Origin of the sequence: Pseudonocardia sp. CA-142604 (genome assembly GCF_050948475.1) — a bacterium.
Classification (GTDB): domain Bacteria; phylum Actinomycetota; class Actinomycetes; order Mycobacteriales; family Pseudonocardiaceae; genus Pseudonocardia; species Pseudonocardia alaniniphila.
Genome location: NZ_CP192045.1, coordinates 6,111,345 through 6,124,709 on the forward strand (window position 1 = coordinate 6,111,345; position 13,365 = coordinate 6,124,709).

Sequence of the window (13,365 nt, forward strand, 5' to 3'; positions counted from 1 at the left end):
GACGCCGAACCGCGCCGGGTCAACGCGACGGATGACCTATCGACAAGACGACCGCAGGAGGTCGCGCACCGCGGCGAGCGTCGCGGCCGGGCGCTCCTCGGCGAGGTAGTGCCCGCAGTCCAGCTGCTCCCCCGCCGCCTGCGGGGCCCAGCGCCGCCACACGTCGAGCACGTCGGGCACGCGGCCGAGCGGGCCACGGCGCCCCCAGAGCACGAGAGTCGGGCACGATACCTGCCGCCTGCCCCGATCGGCCTCGTCGTCCGCGACGTCGACGGTCGCGCCCGCCCGGTAGTCCTGGCACATCGCATGGACGACCTCGGGCCGCCGGTACGCCGCGCGGTAGGCGGCCCGTGCTTCGTCGGAGAAGACGCCGTCGGTGCCGCGGAGAAAGAACGCGTCCGGATCGGCCGCGATGAGACGCTCGGGCAGGTCCCCGGGCTGCGCGAGGAAGAACCAGTGCCACGCCGAGCGGGCGAACGCGGCATCGACGCTCGCGAACACGTCGGCGGTCGGCAGGATGTCGAGGACGGCGAGCGCCGTCACCGCCTCCGGGTGGTCGAGGGCGAGGCGGTAGGCGCAGCGCGCGCCCCGGTCATGCCCCACCACGGCGAACTGCGCGAACCCCAGCGCGGCCATCACCGCGAGCTGATCGGCGGCCATGGCGCGCTTGCCGAAGGCCGCGGGGTCGTCGGCCGCGCCGGGCGGCGCGATGCTGTCGCCGTAGCCGCGCAGATCGGCAGCGACCACCGTGTGGTCCTCGGCGAGCCCCGGTGCAACGTGATGCCACATGGCCGAGGTCTGCGGGTAGCCGTGCAGCAGCAGCACCGGCGGTCCGCTTCCGGCGGTGCGCACCCGGATGCGCGCCCCCGCCGGGGTGGTGACGTCGGTGCTCGCCCAGCCGTCGAAGATCACCGGTCGAGCCGGTACCAGTCGCTCGCGTTGCCCCCGAGCACGCGCTCCCGCTCGTCGTCGGTCAGCGCGGCGAGCAGTCGCTCACCGCCGTCGCCGTGGTCGTGCGGGTGGTCGCTGGCGTACACGAGCATCGTGCCCGCGTCGAGCAGGTCCAGCGCCTGCCGGACCTGACCGGGGTCGCGCGGCAGATGCGCGGGTGACGTCGTCAGCCGCATGTGCCGGCGCACCACCTCCGAGGGCCGCTCGTCGAGCCACGGCACCTCGCGCCAGACGCCCTTCCAGTCCTTGTCGAAGCGCCACAGCAGCGTCGGCAGCCAGGAGAACCCGCACTCGGCCAGCACCACGCGCAGCCGCGGCACCCGCGCGAAGACGCCCTCGGTGACCAGGCTCGTCACCTGCGCCTGCACGATGATCTGGGAGTTGCCGAGGTAGTCCTCGAGGTAGGTGTGCGTGATCCCGGTCGAGTTCGGCGCGTTGCCGATCCGGCCCCACGCGTGCAGGCCGACCACGAGGTCGTGGGCCGCGGCCGCCTGCAGCATCGGGTGGTTGCGCTTGTTGCCCCACGGGACGTCCGTGCGGACTGGCAGCAGGACCTGCACGATCCCGGGATGGCTGCCGATCCGCTCGATCTCGGCCACCGCGGCCTCGGTGTCGAGCGTCGGCACGACCATGCTCGCCCGCAGCCGGTCGTCCCGGTCGAGCCACTCCGCCACCAGCCAGTCGTTGATCGCCCGTGTGAGCGCGGCCTCGTAGTACGGGTTGCGGTTGCAGTGGAACGAGGTGGTGCAGTTCAGCAGCGCGGTGTGCACGCCGGCGGGGTCGAGCAGTCCGGTGCGCAGCTCGTCGACCGTGGTGGCCGGGAACGCACCGGCTGCGCGGGCGGCAGGAGTCGCGCTGGTAGGCGCCTTCGGCGGGTACGCACCACCCTGGGTCGGCGAGAGGAACACCCCACCGTCCTGGATGTACGTGCGCCAGTACGGCTCGAGGTAGGGCAGGAGCTCGCCGAGCGTGGCGGGTGCGCAGTGCACATCGGTGTCGACGGTGCTCGTCGTGGCCGGTGCGGCGGTCATCGCGACTCCTCCTGCTCCCGCTCGGGCAGGCCGTAGAGCCGGCAGGCGTTGGACCCCATGATCGAACGGCGCAACGCCGCCGGGAACAGCCGCGGGGCCTGCCGCGGCGAGTCGAAGTCCCAGTGCGGGTAGTCGGACGCGAACATGATCCGGTCGTCCATCCCGATGTGCGCCAGCGCGATCTCCAGATGCGTGGGGTCGTCCGGTTCCTCGATGGGCTGGGTGGTGAACCAGAAGTGCTCGCGGATGTACTCCGACGGCGGCTTGCGCAGGTGCGGCACGTCGGCGCGCAGCTGCGTCCAGGCGTCGTCGAGAGACCACATCAGCGGCCCGGCCCAGGCGATCCCGCCTTCGATGCAGGCCACCTGCAAGGACGGGAACCGCTCGAAGACCCCTTCGCAGAGCATGCTCATCATCAGCGAGGCCATCGTGTTGCCGTTCCACACGTGTTCCTCGAGGTAGAACGACGGCCAGCCCGCGCCGCGGTGCTGCTCCAGGCCGCCGGTGTGCGCCGCGATCGGCAGCCCGGCCTCCGCGGCCGCCTCGTAGATCGGCCAGTAGTGCCTGCGCCCGAACCCGTGCTCGCCGCCGGTCGACAACAGCACCTGGACGAACCGCGGGTCGCCGGCGCGCAGCCGGATCTCCTCGGCGGCGAGGTCGGGGGCCTCGTGCGAGATCGCGATCGAGCTGCGCAGGCGCGGCTCGGGAGAGAGCCACTCGTCGGCCTGCCAGTCGTTGAGCGCGTGGCACAGCGCGGCCGCGTACTCGGGCTCCTCCACGCCCCAGCTGTGTCCCTGGAGCGGGATCAGGATCCCGTGGTCGACCTCGTACTCGTCGAGCAGCTGGTCGCGCACCATCTGCAGGTCGCTGCCCGGGAAGCCGCCCTCGGGCCACGAGTCGAGCCGGAAGCCGGAGTTGCGGACGCGCGGATAGATCTCGGGCGGCCCGGGCACGCGGCTGGCGAACATGTCCCACCGCTCCTGGTGCCGCTGCGCGAGCCGCGCGCGGATCTGCGGGGCAGGCGCGTGCGGGTGGATGTCGCTGTCGACGATCGTGTGCCCGGCCCGGGTCGCCGTGCGGCCGACCTGGGCGGGCAGTGCCGTGCTGGTCATCGCTCACCTCCGGGTGTGCCCGCGGCAGGCGCGCGCGGGCTCGTGTCGACCACGACATAGGCGTCCTCGACGTGCACCGGGAACGTCTCGGCGACGAAGGGACCGGGCTGCCGCCCCCCGGTCGGCGGCCCGGTCCCGCTGGATACGGGTGCAGCGTCGGTCCCGCCCGCCTCGACCGACACCTCGTACGTCCGGGCGGGGGGTTCGCCCGGTCCGAGGAAGGACTGGCCGGTGGCGAGGTCGTACTCCCAGCCGTGCCACGGGCAGGCGACCAGTGCCTCCTGCTCGGCCATCGCGTAGTCGCCGGGGCCGGTCGAGCTGACCCACGGCTTCGTGCGGCCCAGACACAGCGGGCCGCCCTGGTGGGGGCAGTAGTTGTTGATCGCATAGAAGCTGTCGCCGACCCGGAACACACCGATCGAGCGCCGTCCGGCCTGCACGATCCGGCGTTCGCCCGGCGGGAACTCGTCAACGCGCGACACCACGATCCTCACGGCTCCTGACGCTAGGCATCGGCACCGTCCGCGCGGAAACAGAAAAACGGCATGCAGGCCATCAATCGTGTTGATGCCCTGTGTCGACGATCGGTGCGCCCGGGGACGGGCTACCGCCGCGGGCCGCCTCGATGACGAGGCGGCGGAACCAGCGGTGGCCGAGATCCTCGTCGTACCGCTCGTGCCACCACAGGCGCACCTCCAGCGGCTCGAGCGGCTTCGGGCACGCCAGGATCCGCAGCGGAAGGTACCGCGCGCAGTCCCGGGCGAGCCGCTCCTGCACGAGGGCGACGTGGTCGGTCGATGCCACCAGGTGGGGCACCGCCTGGAAGCTGTCCACCCGCACGGCGACCTGCGGCCGCACCCCGAGCCGCGCGAGCTGCCTGCTCACCGGCACGACCGACGGGAAGTCGGAGTCATGGTGGTAGGGCACGACCCACGTCGCGTCCCTCAGTTCGGCGAGATCGGCGATCTCCGCCCCGAACCGCCCGTTGTCCGCGGCCACGACGCACACCCAGCGGTCGGTGAACAGCGGCGCCGAGCGCATCTCGGGGATCCGGAACCGGCTCGTCGGCTGCGAGACGACACAATCAACAGCGCGGATGGTGTGCCCGATGTTCGCGGCGAGGGACTCCCGGACGAGCACGACGTTCAGCCGCGCGTGCTCCGACTCCGCGCTCATCGCCGCCGTGAGCGGCCTGCCGAGCACCGCCACCGCGTAGTCGGAGATCACGATCGTGAACTCGCGCCGCGAGGTGGTGGCGTCGAAGCGCGAGCCCGTGGCGAGCAGCCGCTCGACGCCCTCATAGACCGACTCGACCTGCGCGTCGAGCTGGACTGCAAGCGCCGACAGCTCGTAGCGGCCGTTGCGGCGGACCAGCAGGTCGTCGTCGAAATACCGGCGCAGCCGGGCGAGGGCGGCACTCGCCGCAGGCTGGGTCACCCCCACCCGCTCCGCCGCCCGCGTGACGTTGCGCTCCCGCAGCAGCTCGCGCAGCACGATGAGGAGGTTGAGGTCCAGACCGGCCAGGCGCGACGTCGCGGACTTCACGACCCCATCGAAGGGCACGCGACCGCCGATCACCAGCCCCCGCTGCGAGTCAACCATCAGCAGTGCTGATGCGAGGACAGAAACAATCATTGTTTCCGCCCTGTCGAGCACCGCGGTTAATCTCGCTGCGACGCGATCCACGGTGGCTCGGTGCGCGTGCTCCCACGAGTAGCGCACTCACGTCGGTCCACGTGACAAGTCGGTCCGGAACAAGGCACCCGCACACCTCGGCACTGCGAATCGGAGCAGGCCGGCGGCGCGGACAGGGAGGTCGGACAATGCTGTCCCAGCAGGACAACGAGATCCTCACCCGGGTCGGCCCGGGCAGCCCGATGGGCGAGGTGCTGCGGCGCTACTGGACACCGGCGCTGCTGTCGAGCGAGCTGCCCGGGCCCGACTGCGATCCGGTGCGGGTGCGGCTGCTCGGCGAGAACCTTGTCGCATTCCGCGACACCAACGGCAAGGTCGGCCTGATCCAGGAGAACTGCCCGCACCGCGGTGCGTCCCTCTACTTCGGACGCAACGAGGAGTGCGGACTGCGCTGCCCGTACCACGGGTGGAAGTTCGACGCCGACGGCGCGTGCGTCGACATGCCGAGCGAGCCGCCGAGCAGCAGCTTCAAGGACCGCGTGCGCGCCAGGGCCTACCCGGTGCACGAGTCCGGTGGCATCGCGTGGACCTACATGGGCCCGGCGGAGACCATCACGCCCTTCCGCGACTTCGGCACGGAGTCCCTGCCCGAGAAGAACCACCTCGCCACCAAGCTGCAGTCGTACTGCAACTGGATCCAGACGATGGAGGGCAACGTCGACACCGCCCACATCTCGTGGCTGCACTCGTGGGACGGCGCCGCCGACATCGAGGACGACGGGTCCGACAAGCCGGGCTACCCGTCGAACAAGATGACCTGGAAGTTCTGGATGCACGACCGCGCGCCGCAGCTCGAGATCGAGGAGACCTGGTACGGCTTCCGCTACGCCGGTCTGCGCGAGACGCCCAACGGCCACACCAACGTCCGGATCACCGAGTATGTCTTCCCCTACAGCACGATCATCGCGGCGGTGCCCTACAACACCCGCCACCTGATGGTCGTCCCGATCGACGACAACAACTGCTGGCGCTACAACTTCGAGGCCACGGTCCCGTCCAACCCCCAGGGGCACGGCGGCGCGCCGCTGTTCAGCTTCGGCCCCTTCGAGACCCCCTTCACCCGCCGGGTGGGCGGCATCACCCCGCGCAACTACCTCGCCGAGGCCGACTACAACATCGACCGCGAGGTGCAGCGCACCACCACGTTCAGCGGGGTCAAGGACTTCGTCAGCCAGGACCTCATGGTCACCGAGTCGATGGGCCCGATCTACGACCGCTCGCAGGAGCGTCTCGGCACGATCGACAAGGCGATCATCCGGATGCGCAACCAGCTCATCCGCTCCGCCAAGTCGCTCGAAGAGAACAGCGACGCGCCGCTGCTCGCGCTCTCCGGCCCCGACGCCGACTTCCGGAAGATCCGGGGCGCCGACAAGATCCTCGAAGAGGGTGAGGACTGGCGCTACCTCGGCACCGACGACGACCCCGCGGTGCAGGAGGCCGAGGAGGCGCTGCGCGCCAGCGAGGACCGCAGCCCGCAGCCGGCTGCCGGAGACTGACCCGTATGGCGATCAACAGGCTCAACCACGCCGTCGTGTTCGTACGCGACGTCAACCGCAGCGTCGCGTTCTACCGGGACGTGCTCGGCTTCAGCGTGCAGATGGAGCGACCGGGGCAGGCCGCTTTCATGCAGGCGCCGGACTCGACGAACGACCACGACATCGGTCTGTTCGCCATCGGGGAGGCGGCCGACAACCCGGCGGGACGCGGCACCGTGGGCCTGTACCACCTCGGGTGGGAGATCAGCACGCTGGCCGAGCTCGAGGAGCTCGCCCAGCGTCTGATGAGCATCGGCGCCTATGTCGGTGCCACCGACCACGGCACCACCAAGAGCGTCTACGCCCGCGACCCTGACGGGCTGGAGTTCGAGGTCGCGTGGCTGGTGCCGGCCGACCTGCTCGACGACGCAGCGTTCGAACAGCGCACCCGCCGCGGCGTGCCGCTGGACCTGCAGAAGGAGAAGGCGAGGTACGGGGCCGGCACACGAGGGGGTGTCGGCGTCTCCTCGCCCGCTGCTGCCCTTCCCTGATCGGTACTGCCCCGATCGGTACCGCCCCGATCGGTACTGCCCTGATCAGCCCTGTCCTGATCGGGGCAGCCCTCACCACAGGCCGCCACCCGCCTGCCGTACCCGCCGGTCGCGGGCCCTGAGCGACACCGACTCGACGAGGAGTGGGACATCATGCGGTGGCAACGCCGTCGCGCACGTCTGGTGGGTGCGATCGCGGCGATCCTCGGGATCGTCGTGGTCGCGTCCGGCTGCGGAGCCGCCGATCCGGCGGCCACGCGGGCCGATATCCGGTCGGTCAACGCCTGGGGCGGTGACATCGCGAGCGAGGGTGCACCCAAGCACGGGGGCACTCTGCGGCTCGGCATGGATCGGGAGATCGTCAGCTTCGACCCGACGGTCCAGAACGCCAACATGGCCACGTTCGCCGTCTACGACTCCCTCATGAAGCTGACGCCGGACGGCACGGCGCAGCCCTACCTCGCGAAGTCGATGGACAGCCCGGACGGCGGACTGACCTGGCGGCTGGGGCTGCGTCCCGATGTGAAGTTCAGCGACGGCACACCGCTCGACGCCGACGCCGTGCTGGTCAACGTGCAGCGCCACATCGACAAGGCCGCCTCCCCCGCCCACCCGTACGCGGAGCAGATCGCCTCGATGCGCGCGCTCGACCCACTGACGGTCGAGTTCACGCTGAAGAGCCCGCTCGGCTCGTTCCCGGTGGTGTTCGCCCAGTCGATCACCTACGGCACGCTCGGCGTGATCATCTCGCCCGCCGCGCTGCAGCAGTACGGCGACGACATCGGCCGCCACCCCGTCGGTGCGGGGCCGTTCCGATTCGTCGAGTGGATCCCGGACTCGCACCTCGTGCTGGAGCGCAACCCGAACTACTGGCAGCCCGACCAGCCCTACCTCGACCAGCTCGAGTTCCGCCCGCTCCCCGACACCGAGTCGCGCTACGCGTCGATCCAGAACGGTGACGTCGACCTGATCTTCGCGGCCTACAACCAGGAGCTGGTGCGCGCCTTCCAGGACCCCGCCCTCTCCGTCTACTACGGACCGGGGAACGCGGGCGAGTACCTCTACTTCAACTTCGCCCGCGCGCCGTTCGACGACCGGCGCATGCGTGAGGCGGTGGTCCGCGCGCTCGACATGAAGGCGCTGAGCGCGAGCCTCTACAACAACCAGATCGTGACGGCCACCAGCCTGTTCGACACCGACAGCCCCGACCACACGGAGGCGGCGTCGCAGGAGTGGCCGACCTACGACCCGGAACGTGCGAAGCAGCTCATCGCGGAGTACCGCGCGAGCGGCGGGAACCCCGACTTCACGCTCAAGACGACCACCGCGCGCACCCAGTTCGGCGAGTTCCTGCAGGCGCAGATGGCGGCCGTCGGCATCACCGTGAAGCTGCAGTTCTACGACCTGGCGCAGTACTCGTCGCAGGTGGTGCAGAGCGGGGACTTCGACCTCACCACCACGGTGAGCGCGTTCGACGCGCCCTTCCCCGGTGCCTCCCGCCTGGTGCAGACCGGCGGAAACACCAACTACGGGAAGTACTCCAACCCCGAGGTCGACAAGCTGCTCGCAACCGCTGCGAGCACCAGCGACGAGGCGGAACGGACCAAGGCGTACCAGCAGGTGGAACTGCAGGTGAACCGCGATCTCGTGGCCTGCTGGCTCAGCCGCAGCTATCTGGCGACCATCGCGAAACCGCAGGTGAAGGGCATCGACCGGTACACGTCGCGAGACATGTTCTACGCCACGGTGTGGCTGGACCGCCCGTCGCAGTAACGGGCGGGGCGCTGGGCGCCGCTGGTACCGGCCGTCCTACGCGTTCGAGGTCGGGCACGGCAGCCGGAGGAGACGGTCGGCGTTGCCGTGGGCGAGGCGCCGCAGGTCGGTTGGTGACAGCGGCGCGCCGTCCAGGAAACGCACGGCCTCCTCGGTCGACTCGAAGGGGTAGTCGATGGAGAACATCACGTTGTCCACGCCGATCGCCTGAATCGCCGCGATGAGTGCGGCGTGCGAGAACACACCAGAGGTGGTGATCTTGATGTTCTCGCCGAAATATTCCGACGGTCGGCGCTCCAGCCTGCGATTCTCGCCGAAGAAGCGGTAGCGCGAGTCGAACCGCGTCAGCTGGTACGGCAGGAACTCGCCCATGTGCCCGAGAATCACCGTGGCCCGGGGAAATCGGTCGAAAACGCCGCCGTAGACCAACCGCATCGCATGGCCACCGGTCGAGGCCGCCCAGCTGAACGTGGCGCCGTTCAGCTCCGGGTACCCGTCGAGCATCGACCACTCCGGTTCCGCCCCCGGATGAAGGTAGAGCGGCACATCGAGCTCCTCCAGTTCGGCCCAGAATCCCCCGTACTGTTCCTCGTCCAGGTAGTGCCCCAGCGTGTGGTCGTTGACCAGCACTCCGCACATCCCGAGCTCGCCGACTGCCCGGCGGAGTTCCGCGGCGGCGGCGTCGGGGTCCTGTAACGGCACCGCGGCCAGACCGGCGAATCTGGTGGGATGCCTCCCGACGGTCTCGGCCAGCAGATCGTTGGCCAGGCGCGCGTCCCGGACGGCGACGTCCGTATCCGGCTGGGTCTGCAGCCCGGGCGCGCCCAGTGACAGCACGTGCACGTCGATGCCGTTCAGGTCCATCTCCGGCAGCCGAAACTCGGTGAAATCCGCCAATCTGGACACGTATCGGTCCAGGATCTTCGGCCGGGACAATGGCCGGGTCGTGAAGCGCCAAGGCGTGGTCAGCTCGGTGAACCAGCAGGCCTCTTCAAGCGCGACGCGTCGCATCGACTGCTCCTTCTCATCCGTTCGCCGTGGACGACGATCTCTCCTCCCAGGCATGGTCTTCTTTTGAATGATGCCGCGCATTGACCGCGTCAGCCCGCAAGAGGTAGTACGGAAATCCGCCTACGTCCCAACACCATCCGGGTGGAGATCCTCGGCGGAGGCGACGAGACGCGTTCCCGACCGAGACGGTCGGGACCTGCAGCCGGCGAAAGATCCAGGCCAGCGTCGATCCCGTCCGCCTCTATCAGGAGATCGGCCGGGTTGAGCGAGGAGTGGTGGAGGTCCGGGCGCCGGACATGAACGCGCTCAGTGCGAGCCTGTACAACAGCCAGAGCGCAACCGCGCGTACCAGCAGGTCGAGCTCCAGGTGATCCGTGACCTCGTGGCGTGCTGGCTCAGCCGCAGCTACCTCGCGACGATCGCGAAGCCCGGTGGAGCGGCTGCTGCGCGGCCAGCAGCAGAGCTCCTCCGACAAGCAGCGGCACCGCATTCATCGCCACCCTCGCCGTCCCCACGGTCGACAGCATCGACACAAGGAAGACGGCGAGCAGCCCGGCGGCGACCACCCCGGCCGTGCGCCGCCACCACCCGGAGAGCAGCCAGACGGTGAGGACGGACTCCACCACGGTGGCGCCCAGCGCGGCGGCGACGACCAGTGGGCGCGGCGCCCAGGGCAGCAGTTGCCCGGTGGACGCCACGAAGTGGTCCCAATCGCCCCAGGTCACTCCGGCGACCCCCGGCCCGCCGAGCACGCCGAACCGGTCGGCGACCGCCCCGCCGAAGTCGAGCGCGAGCAGCACCGCCATCACCCACCGGGCGATCACCAGCGGGCGGCCTCGCCCCGGCGCGAGCGACACCAGGCCGAGTGCGACGGCCCCGACCGCGACGACCAGGGTGATCGTCCGGGGACGCACGGGCTCGGCGACCTGAAAGACCAGGCCGGCCGCCACCGCGATCAGGCCGGCCGGCCGGAGCAGCTTCTCGATGCGCATGCGATGACGACGGAATGCTCGTGCGGTTTGTGACCTCGAACCGTCGACGCCGCGCCTCGTGGTGTCGCTCGGCCGCTGACGTCCGCAGGATGGCCTCGCGTTCATGCGTCGACCGATGTCCGTACCCATGCGTGGTGACTAACGTCGATCGCGGCGGCACCACGAAGGTGCCGGCGAAAATCCCCCGAGGAGTTGATGTCGTGCCGAACGGAACCGAACACATCCGTGCCGAGGTCGTCGGGTCCCTGCTGCGCCCCCGGCACCTGGTCGCCGCCCGGCGGGCCGTCGCGGACGGGACGATCAGCGCGGCCGAGTTCAAGGGAATCGAGGACCGCGCGGTCGACCAGGCCATCGCGCTGCAGGAGGGTAGTGGGCTGGGCGTGCTGACCGACGGCGAGATGCGGCGCGGGATCTTCACCGGCCCGCTCACGGAGTCCGTCGAGGGTCTCGAGCACGTCCCGGGCGTCAAGCGCATCTGGTACACCGACGACGGCCCGATCGAGGAGGATCTCCCGCTCGTCGTCACCGGTGCGCTGCGCCTGCGCCGCTCGTCGGTCACCGAGGAGTTCAGCTATGCCCGCGCCCGCGCACGGCGCCGCCTGAAGGTGACGCTCCCCAGCCCGTTGATGATGCTCCTGCGCTGGTCGCCCCAGCACTCCACCGCCGCGTACAGCGACGTGTTCGCGATGGCGGCCGCGGCCGCCGACATCATCCGCACCGAGGTGCAGGAGCTCGTGCGGCTCGGCTGCACCTACGTGCAGATCGACGCTCCCGAGATCGCCACGCTGGTGCAGCAGGAGACCAGGGAGTGGTACGAGCGGCAGGGCATCTCGGTGGAGCGCATCCTGACCGAGGGCCTCGACCTGATCAACTCCGTCGCGGGCGCCCCCGGGGTCACGTTCGCCATCCACCTGTGCCGGGGCAACCGCAACGGCCGCTGGATGGCGGCGGGCGGCTACGACGCCGTCGCCGAAGCGCTGTTCCGCCGCTGCTCGGGCTTCGACCGGTTCCTGCTTGAGTACGACGACGAGCGGTCGGGCACGTTCGAACCGCTCGCGGCCGCGCCCGCCGGCAAGACCGTGGTGCTCGGCCTCGTCTCCACGAAGACGGCCGTGGTGGAGCCGGTGGACGAGATCGTCGAACGGATCCAGGAGGCGGCCGCCTTCGTCCCCCTCGAACAGCTCGCGGTGTCCACCCAGTGCGGGTTCGCCTCGATGGTCGATGCGCACCCCGAGCTCACCGAGGACGTCCAGGCCGCGAAGATCGGGCTCGTGGTGCAGGCCGCCGATCAGGTGTGGAAGAACTGACGCACCACGATGCGTGACGGCTGGTATGCATTGATCCGCACGGACTGCCGCCGCTGGTTCTGTCAGAGGTGCTGCGCGACGCCGACCTCGCCGTGGGCGTCGCGTCGGTCGGGCTCGACGAGATGGCGGTCACCGGGCACGAGGACTACTGGCATGCGTACGGGTTCGGTGAGCTCACCGAGACCGCGCGGACGCGGCGCGACGCGCTGGCCCGGCTGCTGCCCCGGCTCACGATCGCCGACCGCGTGGAGCTGGCCGACCGGTTCCTGCGGGTGCGGGGCGAGCTGCGGACGTACAAGATCCATCTGGGGTCGGGCAACATCCTCATGGAGCCGAACGACGCCTACCTCTGCATCGTGCCGGGGCCCGACCGCTCGGGCGGGCAGGTGTTCCTGCCCTTCGAGGAGGAGGGCGGCGTGCTGTCACTCATCCTGTCGAAGGCGTTCCTGCTGGCCGACGACACGGCCATCACCGATCCGACGATCACCCGCCAGCTCGTTCCCTGAGCTCCGGGGCCACCCGGACGGTCACGCCGTGTGGTTCAGGCGCAGACCCGGCCGCGGCCACGGGGTCGAGTAGAGGATCCCGTGGCCCGATGACGTGATGTAGGCCGTGCGCAGGTCCGGGCCGCCGAAGCAGACGTTGGTGACGAAGATGTCGTCGTCCGGCACCGGCACGGTCTCCAGGAGATCACCCTCCGGCGAGACCACGCTGACGCGGCCGGAGTAGAGGGTGGCGACGCAGACGTTGCCCTCGGCGTCCACCGCCAGCGAGTCCAGCCACTGCAGGCCCGGGAACCCGTGCAGCAGCGTGCCGCCGTGCGGCGCCCAGGAGTCCGGGTTCGGCCGCACCTGCCCGGGTGCGGCGATGTCCCACCACCAGAGCCGGCCCGTGATGGTCTCGGCGACATAGACCCGCGAGCCGTCCGGGGACAGGCCCACGCCGTTGGGCGCGTTGAGCGGGTGGACCACCTCGACGATCCGCGACCCGTCGGCGGTGGCGTAGTAGAGCCCGCCGAGGTCGGTCTCGCGCTTGCGGGTCTTGCCCATGTCGGTGAACCAGAATCCGCCGTGGGCGTCGAACACCAGATCGTTGGGCCCGCGCAGGCCATGGCCGTCGACGTGCGTGTAGAGGTCGCTGACCTCACCGTCCAGGGTGACGCGCTGGATGCGGCCGCCGATGTACTCCGCGGGCTGCGGCCCCGGCGCCGTGAGCCCGCGCCGGGTGGTCCAGGAGAACCCTCCGTTGTTGGCCACGTAGACCGCCCCGTCAGGACCGATCGCGGCGCCGTTCGGCCCGCCGCCGGTCTCGGCCACCACCGACGTCTTGCCGTCCGGGGCCACCCGGGTGAGCGTGCCGCGCTTGATCTCGACGAGCAGCACCGAACCGTCGTCGAGCGCGATCGGCCCTTCCGGGAATTCCAGTCCCTCGGCCACCGTGGTGAGCGTCATTCCTGTCTCCTGCCTG

At 70.3% G+C, this 13,365-nt stretch carries 13 protein-coding genes; 5 read left to right on the plus strand and 8 right to left on the minus strand.

Translation table 11 applies throughout. The annotated features are described in order from the left end of the window. Positions 1-36: 36 nt before the first annotated feature. The 5 genes from ACQPZQ_RS27750 to ACQPZQ_RS27770 all read right to left on the minus strand — a co-directional run bounded on the left by ACQPZQ_RS27750 (position 37) and on the right by ACQPZQ_RS27770 (position 4,696). Complete coding sequence (locus ACQPZQ_RS27750; RefSeq protein WP_433299392.1) at positions 37-909, minus strand: alpha/beta fold hydrolase; 873 nt, start codon at positions 907-909, stop codon at positions 37-39. Next, positions 909-1,982, minus strand: a complete 1,074-nt coding sequence (locus ACQPZQ_RS27755) for an amidohydrolase family protein (protein ID WP_433285454.1) — start codon at positions 1,980-1,982, stop codon at positions 909-911. Before ACQPZQ_RS27755 ends, ACQPZQ_RS27750 begins: the two co-directional genes overlap by 1 nt. After that, a complete protein-coding gene (locus ACQPZQ_RS27760) occupies positions 1,979-3,094 on the minus strand; it encodes an amidohydrolase family protein (protein ID WP_433285456.1) in 1,116 nt (371 codons plus the stop codon). Before ACQPZQ_RS27760 ends, ACQPZQ_RS27755 begins: the two co-directional genes overlap by 4 nt. Next, complete coding sequence (locus ACQPZQ_RS27765; protein WP_433285458.1) at positions 3,091-3,588, minus strand: Rieske (2Fe-2S) protein; 498 nt, start codon at positions 3,586-3,588, stop codon at positions 3,091-3,093. Before ACQPZQ_RS27765 ends, ACQPZQ_RS27760 begins: the two co-directional genes overlap by 4 nt. A 61-nt stretch (positions 3,589-3,649) precedes the next feature. Beyond that, positions 3,650-4,696, minus strand: coding sequence for a LysR substrate-binding domain-containing protein (locus ACQPZQ_RS27770; protein WP_433285460.1), 1,047 nt, complete (start codon positions 4,694-4,696; stop codon positions 3,650-3,652). Positions 4,697-4,917: 221 nt separating this feature from the next. Between ACQPZQ_RS27770 and ACQPZQ_RS27775 the strand changes: the two genes are divergently transcribed. The 3 genes from ACQPZQ_RS27775 (at position 4,918) to ACQPZQ_RS27785 (ending at position 8,588) form a co-directional block, all read left to right on the plus strand. Further along, on the plus strand, positions 4,918-6,285 hold the full coding sequence (locus ACQPZQ_RS27775) for a Rieske 2Fe-2S domain-containing protein (protein ID WP_433285462.1): 1,368 nt from the start codon (positions 4,918-4,920) through the stop codon (positions 6,283-6,285). A 5-nt stretch (positions 6,286-6,290) separates the two neighbouring features. Continuing rightward, the gene (locus ACQPZQ_RS27780; protein WP_433285464.1) at positions 6,291-6,815 is read left to right on the plus strand and encodes a VOC family protein; all 525 of its coding nucleotides are present in this window, start codon (positions 6,291-6,293) and stop codon (positions 6,813-6,815) included. Between the two features lie 153 nt (positions 6,816-6,968). Continuing rightward, on the plus strand, positions 6,969-8,588 hold the full coding sequence (locus ACQPZQ_RS27785) for an ABC transporter substrate-binding protein (protein WP_433285466.1): 1,620 nt from the start codon (positions 6,969-6,971) through the stop codon (positions 8,586-8,588). 36 nt (positions 8,589-8,624) lie between these two features. Here ACQPZQ_RS27785 and ACQPZQ_RS27790 read toward each other — a convergent pair whose 3' ends face one another. Both ACQPZQ_RS27790 and ACQPZQ_RS27795 read right to left on the minus strand, forming a co-directional pair. Then, complete coding sequence (locus ACQPZQ_RS27790) at positions 8,625-9,599, minus strand: amidohydrolase family protein (protein WP_433285468.1); 975 nt, start codon at positions 9,597-9,599, stop codon at positions 8,625-8,627. Positions 9,600-9,994: 395 nt separating this feature from the next. Beyond that, entirely contained in the window at positions 9,995-10,591 is a 597-nt protein-coding gene (locus ACQPZQ_RS27795; protein WP_433285470.1) for a hypothetical protein, read from the minus strand. 200 nt (positions 10,592-10,791) lie between these two features. Here ACQPZQ_RS27795 and ACQPZQ_RS27800 point away from each other — a divergent pair, with 200 nt between their 5' ends. Then, the gene (locus ACQPZQ_RS27800) at positions 10,792-11,898 is read left to right on the plus strand and encodes a cobalamin-independent methionine synthase II family protein (protein WP_433285472.1); all 1,107 of its coding nucleotides are present in this window, start codon (positions 10,792-10,794) and stop codon (positions 11,896-11,898) included. A gap of 68 nt (positions 11,899-11,966) precedes the next feature. After that, positions 11,967-12,404: a hypothetical protein gene (locus ACQPZQ_RS27805; protein ID WP_433285474.1), complete on the plus strand. Its 438-nt coding sequence runs from the start codon at positions 11,967-11,969 to the stop codon at positions 12,402-12,404. Positions 12,405-12,425: 21 nt separating this feature from the next. On the opposite strand, the gene ACQPZQ_RS27810 is transcribed toward ACQPZQ_RS27805, so the two are convergent. After that, positions 12,426-13,349 (minus strand): SMP-30/gluconolactonase/LRE family protein, encoded by a 924-nt coding sequence (locus ACQPZQ_RS27810; RefSeq protein ID WP_433285476.1) that lies wholly within the window; start codon positions 13,347-13,349, stop codon positions 12,426-12,428. Positions 13,350-13,365: the final 16 nt, after the last annotated feature.